Annotated in this window: 25 protein-coding genes and 1 tRNA gene; 13 read left to right on the forward strand and 13 right to left on the reverse strand. The window is 31.9% G+C overall.

Annotated elements, in window-relative coordinates; translation table 11 throughout:
- Positions 1-2: 2 nt before the first annotated feature.
- Positions 3-87 (reverse strand) — tRNA-Ser (locus H277_RS0115145).
- 176 nt (positions 88-263) lie between these two features.
- Here H277_RS0115145 and H277_RS0115150 point away from each other — a divergent pair.
- Positions 264-686, forward strand: coding sequence for a GNAT family N-acetyltransferase (locus H277_RS0115150; RefSeq protein ID WP_026357640.1), 423 nt, complete (start codon positions 264-266; stop codon positions 684-686).
- A gap of 44 nt (positions 687-730) precedes the next feature.
- Positions 731-1900, forward strand: a complete 1170-nt coding sequence (locus H277_RS0115155) for an MFS transporter (protein ID WP_019976464.1) — start codon at positions 731-733, stop codon at positions 1898-1900.
- On the opposite strand, the gene H277_RS0115160 is transcribed toward H277_RS0115155, so the two are convergent.
- On the reverse strand, positions 1887-2273 hold the full coding sequence (locus H277_RS0115160) for a hypothetical protein (RefSeq protein WP_019976465.1): 387 nt from the start codon (positions 2271-2273) through the stop codon (positions 1887-1889). The genes H277_RS0115155 and H277_RS0115160 overlap by 14 nt on opposite strands.
- 223 nt (positions 2274-2496) lie before the next feature.
- Here H277_RS0115160 and H277_RS0115170 point away from each other — a divergent pair, with 223 nt between their 5' ends.
- Both H277_RS0115170 and H277_RS0115175 read left to right on the forward strand, forming a co-directional pair.
- A complete protein-coding gene (locus H277_RS0115170) occupies positions 2497-3120 on the forward strand; it encodes a DoxX family membrane protein (protein WP_019976467.1) in 624 nt (207 codons plus the stop codon).
- Positions 3121-3126: 6 nt separating this feature from the next.
- Positions 3127-3456, forward strand: a complete 330-nt coding sequence (locus H277_RS0115175; protein WP_019976468.1) for a hypothetical protein — start codon at positions 3127-3129, stop codon at positions 3454-3456.
- Positions 3457-3526: 70 nt separating this feature from the next.
- Here H277_RS0115175 and lysA read toward each other — a convergent pair whose 3' ends face one another.
- Positions 3527-4738: a diaminopimelate decarboxylase gene (gene lysA / locus H277_RS0115180; RefSeq protein ID WP_019976469.1), complete on the reverse strand. Its 1212-nt coding sequence runs from the start codon at positions 4736-4738 to the stop codon at positions 3527-3529.
- Positions 4739-4901: 163 nt separating this feature from the next.
- Positions 4902-6035 carry an MBL fold metallo-hydrolase gene (locus H277_RS0115185; RefSeq protein ID WP_019976470.1) on the reverse strand — a complete coding sequence of 378 codons (1134 nt, stop codon included), beginning with the start codon at positions 6033-6035 and terminating at the stop codon, positions 4902-4904.
- Between the two features lie 77 nt (positions 6036-6112).
- Here H277_RS0115185 and H277_RS0115190 point away from each other — a divergent pair, with 77 nt between their 5' ends.
- Both H277_RS0115190 and H277_RS0115195 read left to right on the forward strand, forming a co-directional pair.
- Positions 6113-7033 carry a hypothetical protein gene (locus H277_RS0115190; protein WP_019976471.1) on the forward strand — a complete coding sequence of 307 codons (921 nt, stop codon included), beginning with the start codon at positions 6113-6115 and terminating at the stop codon, positions 7031-7033.
- Between the two features lie 572 nt (positions 7034-7605).
- Positions 7606-8238, forward strand: coding sequence for a Crp/Fnr family transcriptional regulator (locus tag H277_RS0115195; protein ID WP_019976472.1), 633 nt, complete (start codon positions 7606-7608; stop codon positions 8236-8238).
- A gap of 80 nt (positions 8239-8318) precedes the next feature.
- Here H277_RS0115195 and H277_RS0115200 read toward each other — a convergent pair whose 3' ends face one another.
- The 6 genes from H277_RS0115200 to H277_RS19255 form a co-directional block, all read right to left on the reverse strand.
- Positions 8319-8546 carry a YHS domain-containing protein gene (locus H277_RS0115200; RefSeq protein WP_019976473.1) on the reverse strand — a complete coding sequence of 76 codons (228 nt, stop codon included), beginning with the start codon at positions 8544-8546 and terminating at the stop codon, positions 8319-8321.
- 20 nt (positions 8547-8566) lie between these two features.
- Positions 8567-9517 (reverse strand): hypothetical protein, encoded by a 951-nt coding sequence (locus H277_RS0115205; RefSeq protein ID WP_033422754.1) that lies wholly within the window; start codon positions 9515-9517, stop codon positions 8567-8569.
- Between the two features lie 10 nt (positions 9518-9527).
- The gene (locus tag H277_RS0115210; RefSeq protein WP_033422750.1) at positions 9528-10568 is read right to left on the reverse strand and encodes a cytochrome-c peroxidase; all 1041 of its coding nucleotides are present in this window, start codon (positions 10566-10568) and stop codon (positions 9528-9530) included.
- 42 nt (positions 10569-10610) lie between these two features.
- On the reverse strand, positions 10611-11453 hold the full coding sequence (locus H277_RS0115215) for an MbnP family protein (RefSeq protein ID WP_051094552.1): 843 nt from the start codon (positions 11451-11453) through the stop codon (positions 10611-10613).
- 83 nt (positions 11454-11536) lie between these two features.
- Positions 11537-11908 carry a hypothetical protein gene (locus H277_RS19250; RefSeq protein ID WP_019976477.1) on the reverse strand — a complete coding sequence of 124 codons (372 nt, stop codon included), beginning with the start codon at positions 11906-11908 and terminating at the stop codon, positions 11537-11539.
- A gap of 66 nt (positions 11909-11974) precedes the next feature.
- On the reverse strand, positions 11975-12286 hold the full coding sequence (locus tag H277_RS19255) for a hypothetical protein (RefSeq protein WP_146810462.1): 312 nt from the start codon (positions 12284-12286) through the stop codon (positions 11975-11977).
- A gap of 560 nt (positions 12287-12846) precedes the next feature.
- On the opposite strand from H277_RS19255, the gene H277_RS0115230 reads away from it, so the two are divergent.
- Positions 12847-13224 carry a GreA/GreB family elongation factor gene (locus tag H277_RS0115230; protein WP_019976479.1) on the forward strand — a complete coding sequence of 126 codons (378 nt, stop codon included), beginning with the start codon at positions 12847-12849 and terminating at the stop codon, positions 13222-13224.
- Positions 13225-13279: 55 nt separating this feature from the next.
- Here H277_RS0115230 and murI read toward each other — a convergent pair whose 3' ends face one another.
- The 3 genes from murI to H277_RS0115245 form a co-directional block, all read right to left on the reverse strand.
- Complete coding sequence (gene murI, locus H277_RS0115235; protein ID WP_019976480.1) at positions 13280-14089, reverse strand: glutamate racemase; 810 nt, start codon at positions 14087-14089, stop codon at positions 13280-13282.
- 160 nt (positions 14090-14249) lie between these two features.
- Positions 14250-14810, reverse strand: coding sequence for a DUF4256 domain-containing protein (locus H277_RS0115240; RefSeq protein ID WP_019976481.1), 561 nt, complete (start codon positions 14808-14810; stop codon positions 14250-14252).
- 203 nt (positions 14811-15013) lie between these two features.
- Positions 15014-15847, reverse strand: a complete 834-nt coding sequence (locus H277_RS0115245) for an AraC family transcriptional regulator (RefSeq protein WP_019976482.1) — start codon at positions 15845-15847, stop codon at positions 15014-15016.
- A 161-nt stretch (positions 15848-16008) separates the two neighbouring features.
- Between H277_RS0115245 and H277_RS0115250 the strand changes: the two genes are divergently transcribed.
- The 6 genes from H277_RS0115250 (at position 16009) to H277_RS0115275 (ending at position 23878) form a co-directional block, all read left to right on the forward strand.
- The gene (locus H277_RS0115250) at positions 16009-16551 is read left to right on the forward strand and encodes a GNAT family N-acetyltransferase (RefSeq protein WP_026357645.1); all 543 of its coding nucleotides are present in this window, start codon (positions 16009-16011) and stop codon (positions 16549-16551) included.
- Between the two features lie 206 nt (positions 16552-16757).
- The gene (locus H277_RS0115255; protein ID WP_019976484.1) at positions 16758-17330 is read left to right on the forward strand and encodes a helix-turn-helix domain-containing protein; all 573 of its coding nucleotides are present in this window, start codon (positions 16758-16760) and stop codon (positions 17328-17330) included.
- A 10-nt stretch (positions 17331-17340) separates the two neighbouring features.
- Positions 17341-18168: a DUF3347 domain-containing protein gene (locus H277_RS0115260; protein WP_019976485.1), complete on the forward strand. Its 828-nt coding sequence runs from the start codon at positions 17341-17343 to the stop codon at positions 18166-18168.
- Positions 18169-18182: 14 nt separating this feature from the next.
- On the forward strand, positions 18183-18611 hold the full coding sequence (locus H277_RS0115265; RefSeq protein ID WP_026357647.1) for a hypothetical protein: 429 nt from the start codon (positions 18183-18185) through the stop codon (positions 18609-18611).
- 9 nt (positions 18612-18620) lie between these two features.
- On the forward strand, positions 18621-20858 hold the full coding sequence (locus tag H277_RS0115270) for a multicopper oxidase domain-containing protein (RefSeq protein ID WP_033422752.1): 2238 nt from the start codon (positions 18621-18623) through the stop codon (positions 20856-20858).
- Positions 20859-21106: 248 nt separating this feature from the next.
- The gene (locus H277_RS0115275; protein WP_019976488.1) at positions 21107-23878 is read left to right on the forward strand and encodes a TonB-dependent receptor; all 2772 of its coding nucleotides are present in this window, start codon (positions 21107-21109) and stop codon (positions 23876-23878) included.
- Positions 23879-23901: the final 23 nt, after the last annotated feature.

The following is a 23901-nucleotide window of genomic DNA, read 5'->3' on the forward strand; positions in this document are numbered from 1 at the left end:
AGCGGAGAGTGAGGGATTCGAACCCCCGGAGGTGTGACCCTCAACAGTTTTCAAGACTGCCGCATTCGACCACTCTGCCAACTCTCCAATAACGCTGTATATTGCGGTATTGCGAGTGCAAATATAGAACGCTTTTTTATTTTTCCAAACTCTGAAAACAATTATTTTGAAAATATTTTTTAACAAAATGATTATCAGTATAGTATTTTTTATTATTTTTTTAAATGAGGTAGCTTTATCTTTGTTGTAATATATATTTAATGATGATTAGAAGGATAGAAGAGAAAGATTTCATGCAATTGAAAGAAATTTGGGAAAGTGCAGTACTCAATACACATGATTTTTTAACAAAAGAAGATTTTGAATTTTATAAAATAAACTTACCTAATTATTTCCCTCACGTATTATTATATGGATTTGAAAACGAGGATAAATTAGTTGGATTTGTTGGGGTAGCAGAACAAAATCTGGAGATGCTATTTATTCATAATGATTTTCGTAGAAAAGGAATAGGAAGAACGTTGTTAAATTTTTCTATAGATAAGTTAGAAGTGAAATCTGTGGATGTGAATGAGCAAAATAAACAAGCTGTTGATTTTTATTTGAACCAGGGTTTTAAAATAATTTCTCGTTCAGAAAAGGACAGTGAAGGAAAAGACTATCCGATTTTGCATTTAAGTTTATAATGTGAGATTAGCGCCTTAAATTTGCCAATCATTACATTTTAGCCATGCATACAGCTACAGAACTATCATCATCTCAAAAAAAACGTATTCGTTTAGCGGTTTCGTTATTCTTCTTTTCACAGGGCTTAGCATTCTCTTCTTGGGCGAGTAGGATACCTACTATTAAATCAGATTTAGGAATTTCAGAAGGACAATTAGGAACATTATTGTTGTTAATGCCAATAGGACAGTTATGTACAATGGCACTTTCAGGAAAACTGGTTGCTAAATTTGGAAGTAAAAATGTTTTGAAGATTGTTGTTTTGATTTATCCTTTCATTCTTTGTTGTATTGGTTTAGCTCAGAACTTTTATCAATTGGGAGCTGTATTGTTCTTATTTGGGGTGGTCGGAAATATGTGTAATATTTCAGTGAATACGCAAGGGGTTGAAGTGGAAAAAATATACGGTAAATCAATTATGTCATCTTTTCATGGAGCATGGAGTATTGCAGGTTTTACAGGCGCTTTGATTGGTTTATTGATGATGAATTTACAAGTGAACACATTGTATCATTTTGTAATTATTTATGGATTAATTGTATTGAATTGGTTAATCAATAAGAATTATTTGGTAAATTCTTCACCAGCTCTAACAAAAGAAAAGAAATCTATTTTCTCGAAACCGGATACGGTTTTAGTTCAATTAGGAATTATAGGTTTTTTGAGTATGGCAACAGAAGGAGCAATGTTTGATTGGAGCGGAGTTTATTTTCAGGATATTGTAAAAGCACCTCAGAATCTGGTAGTTGTGGGCTATGCTTCTTTTATGATTATGATGGCCACAGGACGATTTGTAGGCGATTATTTTATCAGTAAATTTGGAAAACAACGAATCATGCAAATGAGTGGGATATTTATGTTTTCTGGTCTCATGCTTTCTGTGTTTTTACCTCAATTTATTGTGTGTACACTTGCTTTTATGATGGTGGGTTTAGGTGTAGCATGTAATGTTCCGATGGTTTATAGCGTTGCAGGAAAAAATAAAAATGTAAATCCGGGGGTTGCTTTAGCTATGGTTTCGAGTATTTCGTTTTTAGGATTTTTAATGGGCCCTCCTTTGATTGGGTACATTGCGGAAGTATTTGACTTGAGATATTCTTATGCGTTATTCGCTTGTTTTGGATTGATTATGGTTTTTATGGTAGGAAGAATGAAAATCTTTAAGGGTGAGTAAGTTTGGAGGCAACGTATTGCTTAATCAAATAAGGTTTATGTACTTTTAAATAAAAAAGGATTCCAATAAAATAGCAGCCAACATCAACAATATCGGCAGTGTATTTTGACGAAAATTTTGGCATAATAAATTCTAACAAAACACTTAAAACGAATGCCGTGATGACTAAATATGTTGTTGGATAAATGTATAATTGATTGTTGTATTTTACTTTTGAAATGAGAAAGCTCCCAAAGTGAGTCATGGCAGGAACAGCAAAAATATCTGTTAAGTAATGATTTAGATAGTCAATTTCGATGGAATAAATTCGAGTAAGTTTGATGAAAAGCCAACTCAGCAGGTAAAAACAAAAATAAGTGTCAAATAGTTTCATAATTATACCACTAAGAGAATAATTAATAGACAGAAAGCACCAAGAATCATCAGAAATAAAAAGAAAGCATCATCTATTAACTTTTGTGTGCGACTTCGTTTATCTTTATTTTCCTCCATTTTCACAAAAAATTTGAACAAAAATAGAAGTATTAGTTAAATAAAACCGAGACTTAAATCATTTTAAATCAACTTATTTATTATATTAGAATTTTATTAACTAAATGAATAAGTTTTTTAATTCTAAATTATTCGATTTTATTGTAATCTCTGCAAGATTCCTTTCATGTATTACATTTCTAAGCTATGGTTGGGGAAAATTGAATGGCGGACAATTTGGATTGAATTCTGACGAATTAAATACTCCAATAAAAGACTTGTCTTTATTTAAGATTGATTGGTATTTATTTGATCATCAGCCTTTCAAGTTTTTTATAGGGGGGGCACAAATCCTATGTTCTTTCTTATTATTGTTTAATCGTACAGTTATTATTGGAGCATTATTTTTTCTAGTTATTATTAGTAATATCATAATCATTGATGAGACGATAATGCCAGAGACTTTAAAACTTGCATTTAGATACAGATTACTTTTTTATATATTTTTATGTTTATTGATATTGTATCATCATAGAAATAGATTTTTACCTGCATTGAATATTCTAAAAGCGAAATATCAACCTATATTTAAACACAAAATTTGGATTTATTTATTAATTCCCATTGGAGCAATTTGTTTAGAATTATTTATACCTTGTGTTAAAATTATATATTTTTTAATAACTGATTTTCAGGGAACAGTTGAAGCGCTTAGTGATTTTTCAAAAAAAATATTAAGTAATATGTAAAATGTTATGAAAATAATTTTATTGTTTTTGTGTTCTACTTTTCTTCTTGCTCAAGTTGAAGTTCAAAATGATGAGTTAAAGAATAAGTTGATGATGAATTTTAATCAACAATCTGGTTATTTTGATTTTAAGTATAAACAAGATTTATCGTTAGCAAAAAATAACGAGCTAATGAAAGTTGATTTGACGAATTATACGGCTCAGGCAGAGATTCCATCTTTGAATAAACAAGAAGAACGTATTCCGTACGAATATGACCCGTTAAAATCGAATGGACAAAATTTCGTACAAAGTGTCATTCATGAATTATTTTTAAGTAAACCGATAAGGCTATAATAAAGAAAAGCTCAATCTTAAAGACTGAGCTTTTTACTACCTATAAAATACTATATAAAAAATTCTGAGCTTAGAACTTGATATCTTCTGTTGTGGCAATTAAATCTTGAATGGTTTCACGACGGCGGATCAAATAGTCTTTGTCGTCTATTAACAAAACTTCTGCAGGTCTGAAACGAGAGTTGTAATTAGAAGCCATAGAAAAACAATAGGCACCGGCATTGTGAAAACATAAAACATCACCTTCGCTGATTTCATTTATTTTACGATTCGAACCAAATGTGTCTGTCTCACAAATGTATCCAACAACTGTGTAGTAACGGCTACGTCCTTCCGGATTCGAAATATTTTCAATTTCATGATGAGCGCTATAAAACATTGGGCGAATTAAATGATTGAAACCTGTATCAATTCCGGCAAATACGGTAGACGTTGTTTGTTTTACGACGTTTACAGAAGCTAAGAACATTCCGGCTTCAGAAACCATATATTTTCCGGGTTCAAACATTAAGGTTAAAGGTTTTCCATAAGCCTTTTCAAATTCGTTGAAGCGCTCAGATAAACGTTCTCCTAAATAGTCGATATCTGTTTCATCTGCACCTGGATAATATGGAACTTTGAACCCTGATCCAAAATCGATGTAAGATAAATTTTTAAATTCTGCCGCAACCTCGAATAAAATTTCAGCTCCTTGTAAGAAAACGTCAATATCCAAAATATCAGAACCTGTATGCATATGAACACCATCCAAGTGCAATCCTGTATTTTTAACAACACGTTTGATATGGGGCAATTGATGAATAGAAATTCCAAATTTAGAATCAATATGTCCTACCGAAATATTTGCATTTCCACCAGCCATTATATGTGGGTTGATGCGAACACAAACCGGATATTTAGGAAAATCTTGCCCAAATGTCTCTAAAACAGAAAGATTATCAATGTTAATACGAACACCCAATTCTATTGCTCTTTTTATTTCTGCGTACGAAACTCCATTTGGTGTATAAATAATTTCTTTTGGTTTGAAACCAGCCATTAATCCTAATTCTACCTCTTGAATAGAAACAGTATCCAATCCTGAACCAAGTGACTTGAAATACTTTAATATGTTAAGATTCGTATTTGCCTTGCATGCATAATTTAACTTTAAACGTTTGACTGTAGAAAATGCAGTTGTCATCTTTTCATATTGCGATTTTATTTTATTCGCATCATAGACATATAAAGGTGCACCATATTTTTGCACCAGTTCCAATAGACGTTCTCTATTTAGTTCCATTTTCTTTTAATTTTTTGTTTAAAGTTAAATTTCAGTTGGCAAAAATACGGAATACAAATGGTATTCTGAAGAAAATTCAAAACAAACTTATTATAAATCATTATTTTAGAATATTATTAAAAAATATAGAGTGTATTTTGAATATTATTCAAGAATAAGCCTTTTAATCTTTCCACCATTCTTTGAAGTTGAACACCGAATCATTCAAATTAACAGGTTCTCCAATCATTGGTGTTAAAATATTGAAATGATTCCGTTTACCATTCTCTATAATTTTTTCCAAAGGTTCATCCCAGGCATGCTTTGCTAAAGCAAATTTAGCAGCATGGACTGGAATTATATGTTTCGCTTTCAGATCCCTGATAATTGCAGGTAGATCTGTTGGTAATGCATGGATATATTTCCAAGCATCGTTGTATTGACCATTTTCAAGAATTGCATAATCAAAGGGACCATATTGCGCTCCGATTTCTTTGAAATGTGTATCGTAACCACTATCACCACCTAAAAATATTTTTTGTTTAGATGTTTCTAAAACATAAGACGTCCAAAGTGTAGTGTTTCGTTTGAACTTTCTACCGGAGAAATGACGAGCCGGAGTAAAAGTAATTTTTAAATTATTCTTTAATTCTACACTTGTATTCCATTCTTCCTCAATAATTTGTTTCGGTGTATATCCCCATTTTTCAAAATGAGCACCAACCCCCAATGGCAAAATAACTTTATCCACTTTTGGATGTAATGTTTTTACCGTTTCATAATCCAAGTGATCATAATGATCATGTGAAATAATCAAATAATCAATTTTTGGAAAATCTTTAGAATGATAGGTGTTAGCTCCTTTAAAAGCTTTATTGAAAATAGGAAGAGGCGAGCCATGTTGGCTGAATACCGGATCAATTAAGAAATTAACTCCATCAATCTGGATATAATAAGAGGAATGTCCCAACCAAATAAAAACATTGTCAGATTTCTCTATTGATTTGATATCAGTTTGAATATGTGGAATAGAATCTTTCGGATTTAGTTTCGGGTCTTTTTTACCAAATAAAAATGACAACATTTCTTTTTTCATATCATAACCTTCTGCCAAAGCTGGAGTGTGATGTATATTATGAAATTGTCCATTTTTGTAATGTTTCGATTGTTTCATTCGTTCCAACCGTTCTCCGGTAGGCTCTGCACCGAAAGTATTCATTTGTAGAACAGCAAAAGTTATTATTCCAATAATAACAATCAGACTTAAAAGGAAGTAAAGCATGCGTTTAAAAACTTTTCGTTTATTGTTTTTTTTCATTCAGAATCAAAATTAACTAAAAATGTGTTTGTTTTGAGAGAGAATTTTGTTTTAAATTGCTGAAAACCTATATAAAAATGCTTAGAGGACTGACCAATCTAAAAATGTATTATTTAATTCTATTTTTTTTGATGCTAGCAAGTTGTTATACACCAAAAGAAAAAATTGAAGGTGATAAATACCCCGAAATAAAATCATTTGATCAGGTTTTTGAAAAACAAAAAATCCTAAACTTAAATTCAGACAAGTTGGAAATGTTTTATCAAATAGGAGATTATAATTTTATTAATTATCAAATTGCGAATGAAAGATATAAGTTGTCAATTCTTAAAAATGGTGAAGAAATAATGAGATTAGACTATTCTACACCATTTTTAGCCACTGATATTATAGACAATAAATTAATTGGGCTCGCGAATGAAAAAGTTATTTCTATGGATTTAAATAATTTGAAAAATCAAAACAACTTTTCGATTATAAAAAGTAGAGAAAATGACTCCTTGTTTAATGATTCTATTGCCAAAAAAATAAAAACCATTTACTATACGGATACGATTGTGAGTCATACAAATGCAGATCTTATGAAGGGAGATCGGATGCAATGGTATTTTTTGGTAAAAGATAGTTTGTCAAATAAATTTTACATAGAACGAAACATGTTTAGAGACTCAATCTATTTTAATCCAAATAATTTTGAGTGGATAAAGCAAACTTCAGAAAATATATATGGGAATTATGCGTCTTATGAAAACAATAATTTTACACCATATGATAAGGCTGTAGTTGATAATAAGTGGTGTTCTTCCGGGAATCATTTTGTTGGCAGCTTTGGCTATTGTCCGGTTTTTATAAAGTATTATACAACGAGTTTCAATAAGAGAAATTATAAATTCAAAAATGATGAACGCGATGAAACTCCATTGCAATTCATGAATTTTGATGACGGATTGTATATCCTTTATGATAAAAATCTTTACTTTTTTCCAACTCAAAAATAACCGTTGTGTAACAATTGTAACGTTCAGCGTGTATTAATTTTATCAACTTTGTAAAAAAGAAAAAATAATCAAATTTATTTTAGAGCCTTGATCTTGTTATATTAGAGGCTATATAATCGCAATAGGTATGCTTTTGTTGATTTTAAAATCCCAGAGATGGAATTTGTTATTTTTATCAGACCATCAAATTCCGGTAATTAAGGAGGTCACCCTTTCAAAATAGTATTTAATGGAGTTTGAAAGTGCAGAAAAAACTATTTACAAATAGAAATTTTTTAAATGGTTAATTTCTATTGTTCAACATGTACGGATTTATAGGCTTTTGCGATTGGTTTGTTTAGAATACAAGTAATAAATAAAAGATAGTGATGATCAGAAAATTGTGATTCAACCCAAAACAAAATTTAATTAGAGGAATACTTCTGGGTTTAAGTAGATATTGGTAGGAGCATATCTAGGTTCGTTATTTGTTTTATAAAGAGTATTATTTTTCCTGCACTAATTGCAATTTTAGGACGATTAATCGGTACCTTTATATACGAAAAAATTAGAAATAAAATCCCATATTAATCATGATAAAAGAGAAAATAAAAGCAACTTATCCGGATCAATTTGAAGAAGAATTATTAAATGAAATTGATGAGTTAGGTTCTTTGATTGAATTTAAAGCAAATGATGTGATGATTGATTTGAATCAATTCATCAAAGGAATGCCAATTCTTTTGAGTGGTGCAATTAAAATTATGCGCGAAGATTTTGATGAAGGTGAATTGTTGTTATATTTTCTTGAAAAAGGAGATACCTGTGCGATGACGATGTCGTGCTGTTTGGGAGATAAACAAAGTAAAATTCGTGCCGTTGCAGAAACAGACGGAGAATTGGTGATGATTCCTGTTGTAAAAATGGACGAATGGTTAGCAAGATATGCTTCCTGGCGACGGTTTATTTTTGATAGTTATCACAACCGTTTGGATGAAATGTTAGTTGCTATAGACAATTTAGCTTTTAATAACATGAATGAACGGCTGAAGAAGTATCTTTTGGATGTTGCGAGTATCAATAAAGGAAAAGTTGTGATGAAAACACATCAGGAAATTGCTTATGAATTGAATACTTCCCGTGTAGTGATTTCTCGCCTTTTGAAAGCGTTGGAAAAAGAAGGTTTTCTTCAACTGAACCGAAATGAAATTACGATTCATTCTTAACAATTGTTGCAAAAAGATAAAAGGAACCTAAAGAGGTTCCTTTTTTAGTTCATATATGTTTTGAAAAATCTTCTTAAAAATTACTTTTTCGTTCTATACTTTTTCGGATTTTTTTTAAATTCTGTTTTGCAGTTACTGCTACAGAAACCGTAAATCTTCTTCTGGTAAACGGCAGTGTCTTTTAGAAACTGAGCTGTATTCATACCACAAACAGGATCTTTTTCATTAACGACTTTTACCTTTGATTTTTGTTGAGCAAATGTTGTCAATGAAATGATTATCATGATTAAGGAGATTATTTTTTTCATTGTTGTTGATTTTTTTAGTTTTAAAATAAGCTATAATTTACGAAAAATCCAATTCGGTTTTTCACTTCAATTTCACCGGAGTTCAAATTCGAATGCAGAGGTTGAAAATATTCTACACCAAAATTAAATCGTTTGGCAGCGGCTTCCAATCCGATTTTAGCAAATTGGGCATCACCTTTTGATTTTGGAATTGCTTCTCCAAACTGTTCATTTTCGAAGTAAAGTTCGTTTTGAAAACCAACTTTTCCAACCAATTTGAATTCATTGTTTATAAAAAGTTGCTGCAATTGAATCAATTGGTTCCATTGATCCCCAAACTTATATTTCTTTTTATTCTCTCCTTTCAGATTATAGTCTGTGACCACTTGTAAGGCCGTATTTTTATAAGCCAATTGATAATTTAGAGCAAATTGTGTGTCCCAGCTTCCTGTTCCTAGCTGAAAACTTGGATTGGTGGTTTCAGCATTTGTTTGATCAAATTTAGCGATAGGAATTTTTAAACCAACTGCCGCGCTTAATCCATGTTTAAATTTATTTGTATCTTGAGTAGGTTTGACAAGCTTGACAACACCCATTACATTTAAATCTCCAATTCCCGAAATAGAAGTTGAGTTTTTGCCATCTTTTTGATGGAAATGATACGGAATGCTGGCATTGACGTCTATTCTGTTATGTACAGGGATTCTTGCCCACAATTGAATTGTATTGAATTGCTGCTTTTGTGTTCTTTTATTGGAAAAAGCATCTTCTTTTGCTTTATAATATTGATGCAGATAGCGAACACCAATAAAGTTCGAGTTTAAAAGATTTTCAATTCCATTAGAAGCAGATGTAGCTGAACAGCCACAAGCATCGCAGTCTAATTCTACTTCCTGAAAATAAGGAGAGCTAATAGAATCGTGATCAGTATGTGCCAAAAGTAGAATGGGACTAAAAAATAGGACTAAAAATAATGTTTGATATAATTTCATTAGAATAGATTTAAAACTCTGCATAAGCAGGGTTATGAATAAATGTATAATCGGTCAGTGTTTTCAGAAAAGCTATAATGGCCTTTTTTTCTTGATCGGTCATAGGAATTCCTCTTTGTCCATTTTGTTTCAAGAGAGGATCCAGTCGTTTATCATTTTGTACATTGTCCGAATAAAAATTCAAGACAGCTTCTAAACTGTAGAAGCGTCCATCATGCATATAAGGTTTAGTCATCTCAATATTTCGTAAACTAGGAACCCGAAATTTCATGAAATCAGCTGAATCCAGGGTCACACGATATAGCCCACCATCTTTGTATTGCTTGTCGTAATACATTCCGGTATTTCGAAAAGATTCGTCAGTAAAAAGTGCTCCCTGATGACAGCTAGAACATTTTTGCTGGAAAAGTTGCATTCCTGTTTTTTCAAGTGTAGTCAAATCAGCTTCTTTTCGAACATATTGATCGTACTTGGCATCTTTTGAAACGACAGAAGCCATAAATTGTCCCAATGCACTGAGGATCCGATTGGCATTAATCGATTCGTCACCGAATGCATTTTTAAACATTTTTCGATAATTAGAATCGCCTGAAAGTTTTTTGATGATTTCAGGAAAGGTGGTGTCCATTTCCTCTTCTGCTGTAATAGGCGAAATAGGCTGTTGAGCTAAATCGTGTATCACGCCATCCCACATATATCGATTTAAGAAAGCCAGATTTTGAATCGGAGGTGCATTTCGAATTCCTATTCTGTCCTCAATTCCATGACTCACAGTATGGCCATGATGCGTAAAAGCATTTTCCTGAATGTGACAAAACGCACACGAAATGGTATTGTTACGGGACAATCGGCCTTCGTAAAACAGTTTTCTACCTAGCTCTACTCCATTTTTTGTAAGCGGATATTTTTCGGTATCAAATGTCATTTTCGGAAAGTAAGAGGGTATGTCTAATTGATAAGGTTCATCAATGATTTTTCCATAATCAATCTCATCATCATTGCAACTTGACAAGATGAATAAACTGAATAGAATGAGTATGATTTTGTTCATTTTGCATGGAATTAAGCGGTGTTTGGATAAACACCGCTAAGATTAGTTTATGGTTTCATTATTATGTACATGATCGACACGAAACATTTTTTGCATATTGTCTGTTACCAATTGAGCAAAACCTGAAGATCCCATTACATTGTTGGTCGACTTATCCAGTGTTAATTTATTGACTCCGCTTAAATAAGTGTTCAAGTTTGCCATGATATGAATTGAAGGTTTGATTTTAGAAGTAACTCGTGCAGATGTTGGTAAATCAAGGGTAACTTCTCTGTAAAGATCCGGTACTTCGTTTTTACTGATATCTCCCATATTACCTGTATGAGTCAAGAAAAAATTATCGGTTGTATTTGTTACATAGAAACCTTCAAGTTTTATAAAAACATAACCGGCAGCCCATGACCAGGTTAATCCACTTCTTTTCGCCTTTTCCCAAAATGTAGCTTGTCCGGTATGGCCTAATAAATAGGCTTTTTGCGATACACCAATCCCAAACCTCACTTTGGTATATTTATTTTGAGGAATATTTTCCAAATCTAAGTAGACAACATTGGCTACTGCAGAATCCTGATCAACAACAAAAGCTCCTTTATCAGGATCGTTTTTGTGATAATCAAATTCATTTCCTTTTTCGTCTATTAGTGTAATGTTAGAAATAATATATTTTAACGTTGTGAATTTATGCTTTTGTCCGTTTGATGAGGTCTGAGTGGTTTGGTCTAATACAATACCTCCCAAATTATCGAATCCATTCTCAAATTTTAACTGAATTTTTCCTGGTTCAGAAGTATTGATTTCTGAAAAGTCGTCATCATTGTTACATGAAGTAAGTAAAGTGAACAGTGCAATAAATGAGAAATTGATAAAATATTTAATTGTTTTCATTGTGATAAATTGTTTAATTTTTTTGAATAAAAATGCTGTTGAAAAACATTCATTGTTTTTCAATACAAGTACTGTCGTTAAGATTAAACAATTGGAGGTTTCAATTGTTTGAAGACCCAATTGATGGAATAGGTCGAATGCCAAAAGAATCTATGTTTGATTTGTACAGTAAAATCCAGGATAAATGGTATGCTAAAACATTCGAAATACAGACAATTTTCTGCAAACCGGATATTTTTTATTAAAAGCTGATGAGATTGTTGTTCAGTTTCTTTTAATTGTTTAGATAAATAACATTTTCCATTACATTGCATTTCAGGACGTTCTTTATTGATACAGTATTCATCAACGATTCTCTCTTGTGTACTGATAAACACAGTAAAAGGAATCAATGAGCGAAAACCAATTAAAAGCACGAACAATGCAATCAACAAACAATTGATACTTTTGAGCATTCGTATATAGAATGTCAAATCGATTATATGTTAGTGATACATGATAGTTTGATAAAAAAGAATTGTTTATCCGATTGGAGGTTGTAGTTGTTGTTTCAACTGATATTGAGGATTGAGGTTTAACTGGAATGTAGAAACCTTTTTAATAAATGATAAAAATACAGGTTCATTAATTTCAAGAGAAGATTGATAAATGAAGTAATCAATTGAACGCAGTGTAATAGGAATTTGATCGTTTCGATTGTCGTCCACCGTTTTTGAAACTTGTTCTGTTAAATAGCAGAAACCATTACACATCAATTCAGGACGCTCTAGATTGATACAATATTCATTTGAAATCCGATCATAATTTACCAAATAGTCGACTACCGGTAGCAAAGGTCTACATGTAATTAGTACGACGGTTAATATGAATAGGAAAGATTTCAAGTCTTGAAAATTTTTTATAAAATTAAAACGTTTCAGTCAATTTGAAAATGAAGATTGTCAGTTTTGTGAATTATTTATATTGAAAAAAGAGAACGAAATATTTCAATTCGTTGTTTAATTTCTATATGAAACGTTTTGAGTAAAAATCTTCAAGGGATATATTTTTTATAAACAGAAAGATGTTGTAGCTTTGATTCATCATTTTTAACATGAATTATGGCAAATTATATCGACATATACAGAAGAAACAACCAATCGTGGTTGCTTTTGTCGTTAGCCTATTTACATGATGATACTTTCTTAAGAAGCTCGAAAGAGTTTATCAAGTAGTCCCTGTTACGATCCAAGACAGGGAACCTCCGTTTTATTTCAATTATCAATTATTTTCAACTTTCTGGAAGGAGATTTGTATCAAATTGTAGCGTTTTAAACTTCGCTATCATTTGATATTTGGGTCTTTAAAAATCTATTCCAGAAAATAGTATACAACAAACGAAGAGTTTATCAGAATGACAACAACTATAATTTTAACAACCGGTTTATACGATTTAATTAAAGATCATTTAAGAAGAAAAAAAGTAACGATAGAACAAGAAGAAATTTTAACAAAAGAATTGAGGCATGCCGAACAAATTCTTCGCCGTGATTTAGCAGATGATATTGTGACAGTTGGTAAAAAGGTAACGATTAAAGAATTGAATTCGAACCAGGAATATCAATTGAATTTTGTAAGTCCGGAAAAAGCTAAACCTAAAAAGAACCGCCATTCTATTTTAATGGACGAAGGTTTAGCGACAATTGGCTATAAAAAAGGTGATGTTATAGAATGGCCGACGAAAGAAGGTGCAAAAAAATATGAAATTTTGAAGGTAGAAACTGTCGCTTAGCTTCTGAAAACAGATAAAAACCGGGGAATTTCCCCGGTTTTTATCTGTTTTTATATTACAAACTTATATGTGAAGCTGTAATCTGTTTTCCATAAAATATAGTTGTGTTGGCTTCGAAATTCTTGGCATCATCTGTTGTGTAAAATATTAAGGTACCGTTTTTCGAACATTGTGTTTCCACTTCGGGATGACGTTCTAAATAATGAATTAATTTATTTGCGACTAATTCACCTTGAGAAAGGATGGTTACATAATCCGGAACATATTCTTTTATCACAGGTAATAATAACGGATAATGTGTACAAGCTAATACAATTGTATCAATTTCAGAAGATTGAGAAAATAACCGTTGAATATCTTTCTCAATAATATCGTGTGCTGCTTTGCTGTCAATCTCGTTATTTTCGACCAAAGGAACCCAAAGCGGACAAGGATGTTGAAAAACCTCTATAGCAGGATGAAATTTATTGATTTCAATTTTATATGATTCAGACAAAACAGTTCCCTGTGTGGCTAAGATTCCTACTTTACCATTGACAGTGTATTCGTTGATTGATTCTGTGGTAGGACGAATGACTCCTAAAACTTTTTTACCTTCAGGTAAATCATGTTGCTGTATGCTTCTCAAGGCTTTTGCAGAAGCTGTATTACAAGCAAGAATGACCAAATTGCATCCTAAGTCGAATAATTTGAAAACACATTCTTTTGTGTATTCATATACCGTTTCGAACGAACGAATGCCGTACGGAACACGTGCATTGTCACCTAAATAAATATAATCGTATTTCGGAAGTTGCTTCTGAATTTCTTTGAAAACGGTTAACCCTCCATAACCAGAGTCAAAAACACCAATTGGTCCTTGCATTTTTTGTGTTCTTATTTGTTGGCAAAATTACGAAATGTATTGGAAGTACATTTAAAATTACGCATTCAGAAAATCATTTTTTGACAGTTTTAAGAAATTTAAACAATATGAAAAATGATTGATTCAATGGTAAAAATAACAATTGTATATTTTCATACAATTAAACTTTCAAAATTCCTCTAAAACCTCGTGAAGCATAGTATGATTGTGCACCGTTGTGGTAAATAAAAACTGTTCCATAGCGATAATCGCCAAAAATGGCTCCGCCTAATTGTCGGATACTTTCAGAAGTTTTTAACCAACTTGATGTTTTTTGATCCACAATTTCTATACTTTGTAACAAGCGATATTCTTCTTCATTTAACAATTCAATTTTCATACTTTTAGCTACATCAACAGTATTGTCTTTAGGTTGATGTTCCTTACGTGAAGTTTGCCCATCGTAATCATAAGCCAAACTTCTACGACCTTTCGGACTTTCGGCAGCGCAATCTACAAAATAGTAACCATCTGATTTTGATTCATAAAAAATTACATCAGGTTCACCTTCTGAGAGTTCCATTTCATTCAACGACCATATTTTTTCAGGCTGATGAATTAACCTTTCTTCTATTTTTTGCCAATCAAGTCCCGGATGCCGGTGCATATTTTTCTCAAAACGCTGTTTTAAAATGGCTAAACAGTTTTGTTGTTCAGTGGAAGATAATTTATTTTTTTGCATGAGTTTTTATACTATTTGATGAAAATTGTTATCTCTAATTTAATTAAATTTTTAGAAAATAAATATCTCTCATTATAATTGGAATAATAAAAATGATAGAAACTGGTGACAATATGGAGTTTTATATTTAAGAAAGAGTAACCGATGTAATAGGATTCTGACAGTAATTATATTACAAATAGTGGAATAGATTCAATGTTGGATTAACGTTTCTCATTTTTTCTAAATTCTAAAGGATTCATTTTGGTTTCTCTTTTAAAAAATCGTCCCATATACGATGGATCTGAAAAATGAAGTTTTATTGCAATTTCATTTATAGTAGTATCAGTATAAATCAAGAGGTTTTTAATTTCTAAAATGACTTGTCTGTTAATTAATTCTTTTGGGCTGTAGTTCAAAAATTTATGACAAATCTGAGCTAAATAATAAGGTGTGATATGCAATGTGTCTGCATAAAAAGAAACATCTCTTCTGCTTTTAGCATTTTTACCAATTAAATCCCAAAAATCCCAGCACAGTTGTTCTTGTCGGCTGTATAATTTATTTCCGGCTAGTGTATTAAGATTTATTTTTTCGGATAACAATAAAAAAATATTTTGAAAATGGTTGCAAAGTATCCGTTCTGTATAGATAGAAGATTCTTTCATGATGGATATGACAGAATCCAACCAATGGTTGAAAAAAGAAGAGTTCCCGAAGTTTAAACGTACTATTGGAGAATAATGCAGATGAGTAAAAAGGTCGTTGGATAAAACATACGCAATACTACTCGCAAGATGTTTTTCTATAAAAAAACAATGTATTTGTATGTCCTCACTAAAATTTTTAAATAGTAAAATATTGTCCTCACTTAAAACGACAAAATCATTTTTTTTCAAATGCTCTTCTTTAAAATCTAACTGAATTTTAGCAGAACCTTTTTCTATATAAAATATAGAAAGGTAAGCTAATTTTATAGGATAGTTTTGTAATAGGTGACGACTATTTTGTTCATAAACATACCCAAAATCAAAAGAGATGTAGCGTTCTAATTTCAACTAATAATTTTAATAAATACATAAAATTACTTTTTTTGGTTGGATAAATGATGATTTAGTTTCTAAAATGACATATTCTTCTAAAATAATCATACAATCTTTTATACGATTCGATTCTAATTTTGTCTTGTTATAACTTATAGACAAGAAAAATGGATAAAATGAAATTAGAAACAGAACGATTAATCTTACGTTCATGGAACGTATCAGATGCAGAAAATTTATTTCAATATGCAAAAGACGAAAGAGTAGGACCTGTAGCAGGTTGGCCGCCTCATAAAAGTATTGAAGAAAGTAAAGAAATTATAGAAACTGTATTTTCCTATCCGGAGATTTATGCTGTTACGTTAAAGGAGACAGGTGAAGCAATAGGGTGTATAGGTTTGCTAATAGGAGAAAACAGCAATTTTGATCTGCCGGAAAATGAAGGCGAAGTTGCCTATTGGGTCGGTGTCCCGCATTGGGGAAAAGGATATATACCGGAAGCGTTAAATGAATTGATAAAACATGCGTTTGTAAATCTCGAATTAACAGATTTATGGTGCGGTTTTTATGAAGAGAATATCAAATCGTTACGGGCACAATCAAAATGCGGGTTTACTTTTTCTCATAAAACAGAGAATAAATTTGACAGGTATTTTAAAGATGAAAGAATTGAAGTGATAACAAGATTGCGTTATCAAGATTGGAAAAAGAATCAATAATTGTAAACTTACTTCTTAACGAGAAGTAAGTTTTTTTTATGGAGTAAGTTTTATTTAACAGAATAAAAAGAAATCAATTCATTTTTTGGTAAATTATATATATTATCACGTAAATTATATAAACTTTTATACCAATTATACACGAAATTTGTATAAAATTAATTTCTGTAGGAAAAGATATTAAATGACTTAATCTCAAAAATAAAATGGAAAATATTTCAAAATTATTTATTAAAAATATGGTTTGTCATCGCTGTAAAGTGGTTGTAGGTCGAATTTTGAAGATGAATAACATCGAAGCAAATCATATCGAATTAGGAGAAGTTGAGTTGAAAAATCCAATCGATTCGAAGCAGTTAGAAATGGTTAGAAATGAATTGGAAGAGGTTGGTTTCGAGCTGATTGATGATAAGCGTAGTAAGTTAATTGAACAAATAAAGACATTAATTATCCAATTGGTTCACCAGGAAAATAATGAACTGAAGGTGAATTTATCCGATTATTTAAGTGAGCAAACGAAATTGGATTATAAATACATTTCGAATCTTTTTTCGGAAATGGAAGCACAAACAATTGAAAAATATTTTATCCAGCAAAAAATAGAAAAGGTAAAAGAGTTGATGATTTATGATGAGTTATCATTGAGTGAAATTGCTTTTCAATTGAATTATTCGAGTGTGGCACATCTTAGTGCACAATTCAAAAAAGTAACAGGTTTGACGCCTTCTGTTTTCAAACAATTGAGCAAACATACGCGTAGGGCTATTGATAAAATTTAAATTTTAAGTCATGAAAAAATACAGTCTTTTATTTATCGGAAGTTTTCTTGCATTTTCGGTAAATGCACAGTTTAAGAACCAGGAAACACAACAATTTCTGATCAAAGGAAATTGCAGTAATGCCAAAGAATTGATTGAAAAAGCAGGGAATCAATCTAAAATATCCAAAGTTGATTATAATGCTGCGACACAAACAGCGTCAATTTCGTACAATAAAACAAAAACTAACTCGAGTGAAATTTTAAAAAAAATCGCTTTAGCAGGATTTGATAATTCAGAATATATGGCACCTGATGAGGCTTATGCTAAATTAACAAAGGACTGTCAATATAAACGTGATAAAAAAATGACAATGAATCATCAAGAAATGGATCATTCGAATCATAATCATCAAGTAGAATCTGCTCAAAATAAGAATCAATTGTCTCAAGTTTTCGATACTTATTTCTTGTTGAAAGACGCATTTGTAAAAGCGAATGAAAGTGAAATTTCAAAACAAATTGCAACATTCTCGAGAACTGTTTCTGCTGTGGAAATGGGAAAATTATCGCAAGAATCTCATCTTGTTTGGATGGAAGTCCTGAAGGATTTAGAAACAACTTCGAACCAATTGATACAAGAAAAAAATATCGACAAGCAGCGCGGAATATTTGCAAAATTAACTGAACCCATATACAAATTAGCGAAAAAATCAGCTTTGGGATATCCCGTTTATTATCAAAATTGTCCGATGTTTAATGGAGGTTCAAACTGGTTGAGTAAAGAAGAGACGATTAAAAATCCATTTTACGGAAATATAATGCTGACATGTGGAAGTACAGTTGAACAATTGAAATAAGAAATTGAATGAAAATGAAGAAATTAAAAATAGTACTAAGTGTTTCGATTTTGAGTGTTTTTGTTTTAACATCTTGTCAAAATAAAGAGGAATCAAAAGAAGTTACTCATGCAGAGCATGCAACTGAAAAGAGTCAAGAACCACAAGTTTTGGCTTATAATGTTGGGGATAAAGTACCCAATAATCAGGTTTGTATGGTGAATAATGCATACATGGGAAAAGACCAATTTGAAGTTCCTTATGATGGTAAAACATACTATGGGTGTTGTAATATGTGTGTGGAACGAATTCCAAATGACGAAACTGCCCGAAAAGCAACAGACCCTTTCACAGGAAAACAGATAGACAAGGCGAATGCGTATATCGTGTTGAAAGATCAGATAGGAAATGTTGATTATTTTGAAAATGAAGATAATTACAAAAAGTTCAGTCAACTAAAATAATCATTGGATATGAGAAAATTACTTTGCCTACTTTTTGTTTCTTCGGTTATTATTTTGCAAGCTCAGAAACGCGTTGAATATGATTTGTATGTCCGTGATACAATTGTTAATTTTTCAGGAAAAGAAAAAAGAGCGATTGCAGTAAACGGGCAAATTCCGATGCCTACGCTAGAGTTTACAGAAGGAGATAATGCTGTAATTAGAGTACATAATGAGTTGAAAGAGGAAACGTCATTGCATTGGCATGGTGTATGGTTGCCGAATAAGGAAGATGGTGTACCCATGTTAACGCAAATGGGCATTAAACCTGGAGAAACGTATACTTATTCTTTTCCGATTATTCAAAATGGAACACATTGGTATCACAGCCATTCAGGATATCAGGAACAAATCGGGATGTATGGATCGATGATTTTAAAGAAACGAGAAAACGACCCCACTTTTCGAAAAGGAATTGATGATTTACCAACGATTCCGGTAATGTTAAGTGAATGGACAGATCTTAATCCAAAAAATATTCAACGAATGTTGCATAATGCAAACGATTGGGCCGGAATAAAAAAAGGTTCAACGCAAAGTTATGCTGAAGCAATTAGAGAAGGTCATTTCAAAACAAAGTTAACCAACGAATGGAAGCGAATGTTGGCAATGGATGTGAGTGACGTTTACTACGAGAAATTTCTGATAAATGCTGAAAATGAAAGTCAGTTAAAGCAATTTAAAGCCGGCGATAAAGTTCGTTTACGAATTTCAAACGGAGGAGCATCTACGTATTTCTGGCTGCGTTATGCAGGAGGAAAAATTACGGTTGTTGCAAACGACGGAAACGATGTAGAACCATTGGAGGTTGACAGGTTGATAATTGGTGTTTCTGAAACATATGATGTTGTGGTAACAGTTCCGGAAGGAGGATTGTCATACGAATTTCAGGCGACTTCTGAGGATAGAACAGGTTCGGCTTCGTTATTCATCGGAGAAGGAAAGAAACAATTGATGGAGCCACTTCCTAAATTGAAATATTTCGAAGGAATGAAAATGATGAACGACATGATGAACATGGATGGAACGATGAATGAAATGGGAATGAAAATGAGTTTGCAGCAGATGGATATGAATACGGTTATGTATCCTGAAATTACGGGAGAGGCAAAGAAGAAATCCAAAAAATCTCCAAAGCAATCATCAGAAATGACCGAAATGGATCATTCTACACATGGAAATTCGTCTTCAACGATTACGACTTTAAATTATGGAATGTTAAAAGCTCCGGAAAATACAGAACTTCCGAAAGATGCTCCGGTTAGAGAATTGCGATTTGAATTAACGGGAAATATGAACCGTTATGTATGGAGTATGGACAATAAAGTATTTTCTGAAACAGATAAAATTCCGGTTAAAAAGGGTGAAATTTTACGCATTACCTTGTATAATAATTCGATGATGCGCCATCCAATGCATTTACATGGCTTCGATTTTCGTGTCATCAATAAAAATGGGGAATATTCACCATTAAAAAATGTATTGGACATTATGCCAATGGAGACAAATGTAATCGAATTTGAAGCAAACACAGAAGGAGACTGGTTCTTCCATTGTCACATTTTATACCATATGATGGCAGGAATGAACCGTGTTTTTGAGGTAGGAGATTACAAAAATCCGAATTTACCGAATAAAAAACACGCCTATAAAATGTTGCAAATGGAAAGTAATATGAAACATATGATGGCTGAAAATGATTTTGCTACAAATGGTTTGGATGGGACATTTATGGTACAAGATGCACGTTGGGCACTAACTTCGGAATGGAGTATTGGCTATAAACCTGAACATGGGTATGAGGTTGAAACACATTTGGGAAGATTCTTAGATAGAAATCAATGGTTTCAGGTTTTTGTTGGATTTGATTGGAATCAACACACAAAATTGGCAGAACATGGAAATATAGAGAAAAATATTTTTGGACAGCAAACGGATCGAAACAAAGGTTTATTCAGTGCGGGATTTGTGTATAAATTACCCATGTTGATTGATTTCCAGGCCGAAGTATATCATACAGGAAAATTTAGATTGCAGTTTATGCGAGAAGATATTCCAATTTCTAAACGAGTTCGGGCAGGTTTTATGTGGAATACAGATAAAGAATATATGGGGGAATTGAGTTATATCCTCAATAGAAATATGCATATCCGGACACATTATGACAGTGATATGGGATTTGGTGTAGGACTGAGACTAGTTTATTAATAACAAAGAATAAGGGAATGATAGATTGTATGTAAAACAACGTTCAACTATATTACAAATGTCGAGGTTGACTTAATTTTTAAGTCAATCTCGATTTTTTTATGAAAGAAAGTTTATAATTGGTTTATTTTGTGCGACTTAATATTTTTATAAAATATGATTTATATCTTATTTATATAGATTTAGTCTAAATAAATTATTATTTTATTTAGAATTATTCTACATTTGCCATCTTCAAAAATAGGTGGATGTCGTTTTATTTTATAAAAAATAAATTATTAGTGGTTGTATTTGGTTGTTTATCAGCTGGTTTGTGTGCGCAGGAAACAGATAAACAATTGACAATTCATGTAATGGATACAGATAGTATTTCTTTACAACAAGTAACTATTTTATTGGACAATAAAAAAATAATCACGACTGATGAAAAGGGGTATGCAAAAGTTAATTTGCCGGAAGGGAAGTACACTTTGCAGCTTTCACATGCAGCCTATGAAAATAAAGAGATTCCTGTAGATCTTTCCAAAGATCTTTTTTTAACACCAGTACTTGTTTCCAATAATATAGCGTTACAAGAAGTGGTTTTTACAGCAAAAGAAGACAAAGGACTAACTTCAAAATCTGTTATAACGAGAAAAGCAATGGAGCATTTGCAGCCATCTAGTTTTTCTGATTTGATGGAATTATTACCTGGAGGATTGGCTAAAACGCCAAACCTGACTTTGAGAAATAGAGCGTTAATAAGGGAAAGTGGTGGAGTACCGACTAATTATGGCTCTTCTTCATTAGGAATTCAATTTATGGTAGATGATAATATTCTCAATACCAATTCGGATATGCAACGTTCGTTAAATGAAGGGCATATGTCTTATGCAGATAAAGATCGTACCAATATTTCTACAGGTATTGACATGAGAAGTATTTCTACCAATGATATTGAAAAAGTTGAAATAATAAGGGGAATACCTTCTGCAGAATATGGTGATTTAACAACCGGATTAATAAAAATAGAACGAAAAATAGGACAATCTCCTTTACAAGCTAGGTTAAAAGTAGATGGCTATAGTAAACAATATTATATTGGAAAAGGTTTTAAGGTAAAAGATAATTGGAGTGTGATGACTTCTTTTGATTTGATGAATGCAAAATCAGATCCAAGTGATGAAACTCAAAATTATCAACGTATATCGGCTTCTGTTCGTTCAGATGTAAAATTAAAACTGTTTGATTATCCACTAAGATGGAAGACCAATCTTGATTTTTGGGGAAACTTAGATAATGTAAAATTGGATCCGGATAATGCAAATGCAGCAACAGATTCGTATAAATCCTATAGAAGAAGAATAAGTATTGCAAATAATTTTGTTTACACTTTGCCAAAAAGTTTTTTCTTCCAAGATGTAACATTCAATACTTCTTTGCAACAAGGGTTAGATCGAATAGAACAAACCCAGTTTATACAATATTCAGGTCCTCGGGCACTGTCAATCTCAACACAAGAAGGTGAAAATGTTGGTATTTATGCCAAACCAAGTTTTATTGCAAATTATATGACTGATGGTAAACCATTGGACATGAATGCGAGATTTCGTGCAAGTGGAAAACGCGCTTTGTTTGGAATAATGCAACATACCTACGAATTTGGAGGGGATTGGCGATACAGTAAGAATAATGGTAAAGGAGATGTATATGATGTCACCCAACCACCAAGCCCAAGTATGTCCACTCGTCCAAGAGCATTCAAAGATATTCCGGCAACACAAAATTTAGCACTTTTTCTAGGAGATAGAATTGATTATAAGTTAGATCAACATAAGTTTACGTTATACGGAGGTTTGAGGGTTAGTAAATTACTTGGTGTAGATCGTTCTTACGCAATAAGTGACCAAGTGTTTGTAGAACCACGTATTAATCTTCAATACGGATTACCGCAATTTATGATTGCCGGGAAACCTCTTCAAATAGATGTTACGATGGGATATGGACAATTTTATAAACAACCAACAACGTATTATTTGTATCCTAATCGACAATTTAAAGATTATGTACAATTGAATTATTATCATAACGATGAGCAATATCGTTATGTTAACTACATGACATATGTACAAGATTTGGAAAATAAAGAATTGACAGCAGTTAAAAATATCAAGAAAGAAATTCGAGTAGATTTTAGTTATAACCATCATAATTTCTTTGTCTCATATTACAATGAAACGATTCGAAATGGTTTTAGATCAACGAAGGATTATATTGTTAATTCATACAAACGATATGATGCGACAAAAGTTGATATCAATAATTGGACACCTAATGGACCAGATTTATCCAATGTACCTTACTCTGTTGTGAGAGAGCATTCTGCTTTTGCACAGACAGAAAATGGTTCTGTGACAGATAAACAAGGAATAGAATTTCAGTACAGTACCCCTCGGTTTAAAGGGATTAATACACGTTTTACATTGAGTGGTGCTTGGTTTGAAACAAAATATTACAACGATTATCCAATTTATGAGAAACCTGATGTTTCCATTGGAGGAGTAATAGGTTCGTTCCCTTATGTAGGAATTTATGAAAATGATGACAGTTATAAAAATTCCAACCTTAACTATAACTTGATGATGGATACGTATGTTCCGAGTTTAGATTTAACTTTTTCGGCATCAATACAAGGGTCAATTTTTACGCATCAAATTCGTAAAAAAATAATTGATACTCCAATAGCCTATATTGATTTAGACGGACAAAGTCATCCATTTTTGGATGCAGATAGATCAGATCTTTATAAACAATGGTTAATTAGAAGTGTAGCAAAATCGAATCCTTTGTCTCGTAAAGCCAGCTATGATATAAATGTTAATTTCAAAGTGACAAAAAGTATTTACAAAGATTTGAGAGCTTCTATGTTTGTGACACGTATTTATAGTTACGATCATCCATACTATTTTAACAATATTAAGGTTGACACAGCACAAAAATTAGCGCCCTATTTTGGAATGGAAATCAATTATAATTTTTAAAAATAAATGAATCAAATTAATAT

It is taken from the genome of Empedobacter brevis NBRC 14943 = ATCC 43319 (assembly GCF_000382425.1).
Lineage (GTDB): Bacteria > Bacteroidota > Bacteroidia > Flavobacteriales > Weeksellaceae > Empedobacter > Empedobacter brevis.

What these genes read in the sequence shown, in the direction of transcription:
- H277_RS0115150 (WP_026357640.1), top strand. Translation starts at nt 264, where the DNA reads ATGATTAGAAGGATAGAAGAGAAAGATTTCATGCAATTGAAAGAAATT.
- H277_RS0115155 (WP_019976464.1), top strand. Translation starts at nt 731, where the DNA reads ATGCATACAGCTACAGAACTATCATCATCTCAAAAAAAACGTATTCGT.
- H277_RS0115160 (WP_019976465.1), bottom strand. Translation starts at nt 2,273, where the DNA reads ATGAAACTATTTGACACTTATTTTTGTTTTTACCTGCTGAGTTGGCTT.
- H277_RS0115170 (WP_019976467.1), top strand. Translation starts at nt 2,497, where the DNA reads ATGAATAAGTTTTTTAATTCTAAATTATTCGATTTTATTGTAATCTCT.
- H277_RS0115175 (WP_019976468.1), top strand. Translation starts at nt 3,127, where the DNA reads ATGAAAATAATTTTATTGTTTTTGTGTTCTACTTTTCTTCTTGCTCAA.
- lysA (WP_019976469.1), bottom strand. Translation starts at nt 4,738, where the DNA reads ATGGAACTAAATAGAGAACGTCTATTGGAACTGGTGCAAAAATATGGT.
- H277_RS0115185 (WP_019976470.1), bottom strand. Translation starts at nt 6,035, where the DNA reads ATGAAAAAAAACAATAAACGAAAAGTTTTTAAACGCATGCTTTACTTC.
- H277_RS0115190 (WP_019976471.1), top strand. Translation starts at nt 6,113, where the DNA reads ATGCTTAGAGGACTGACCAATCTAAAAATGTATTATTTAATTCTATTT.
- H277_RS0115195 (WP_019976472.1), top strand. Translation starts at nt 7,606, where the DNA reads ATGATAAAAGAGAAAATAAAAGCAACTTATCCGGATCAATTTGAAGAA.
- H277_RS0115200 (WP_019976473.1), bottom strand. Translation starts at nt 8,546, where the DNA reads ATGAAAAAAATAATCTCCTTAATCATGATAATCATTTCATTGACAACA.
- H277_RS0115205 (WP_033422754.1), bottom strand. Translation starts at nt 9,517, where the DNA reads ATGAAATTATATCAAACATTATTTTTAGTCCTATTTTTTAGTCCCATT.
- H277_RS0115210 (WP_033422750.1), bottom strand. Translation starts at nt 10,568, where the DNA reads ATGAACAAAATCATACTCATTCTATTCAGTTTATTCATCTTGTCAAGT.
- H277_RS0115215 (WP_051094552.1), bottom strand. Translation starts at nt 11,453, where the DNA reads ATGAAAACAATTAAATATTTTATCAATTTCTCATTTATTGCACTGTTC.
- H277_RS19250 (WP_019976477.1), bottom strand. Translation starts at nt 11,908, where the DNA reads ATGCTCAAAAGTATCAATTGTTTGTTGATTGCATTGTTCGTGCTTTTA.
- H277_RS0115230 (WP_019976479.1), top strand. Translation starts at nt 12,847, where the DNA reads ATGACAACAACTATAATTTTAACAACCGGTTTATACGATTTAATTAAA.
- murI (WP_019976480.1), bottom strand. Translation starts at nt 14,089, where the DNA reads ATGCAAGGACCAATTGGTGTTTTTGACTCTGGTTATGGAGGGTTAACC.
- H277_RS0115240 (WP_019976481.1), bottom strand. Translation starts at nt 14,810, where the DNA reads ATGCAAAAAAATAAATTATCTTCCACTGAACAACAAAACTGTTTAGCC.
- H277_RS0115250 (WP_026357645.1), top strand. Translation starts at nt 16,009, where the DNA reads ATGAAATTAGAAACAGAACGATTAATCTTACGTTCATGGAACGTATCA.
- H277_RS0115255 (WP_019976484.1), top strand. Translation starts at nt 16,758, where the DNA reads ATGGAAAATATTTCAAAATTATTTATTAAAAATATGGTTTGTCATCGC.
- H277_RS0115260 (WP_019976485.1), top strand. Translation starts at nt 17,341, where the DNA reads ATGAAAAAATACAGTCTTTTATTTATCGGAAGTTTTCTTGCATTTTCG.
- H277_RS0115265 (WP_026357647.1), top strand. Translation starts at nt 18,183, where the DNA reads ATGAAGAAATTAAAAATAGTACTAAGTGTTTCGATTTTGAGTGTTTTT.
- H277_RS0115270 (WP_033422752.1), top strand. Translation starts at nt 18,621, where the DNA reads ATGAGAAAATTACTTTGCCTACTTTTTGTTTCTTCGGTTATTATTTTG.
- H277_RS0115275 (WP_019976488.1), top strand. Translation starts at nt 21,107, where the DNA reads ATGTCGTTTTATTTTATAAAAAATAAATTATTAGTGGTTGTATTTGGT.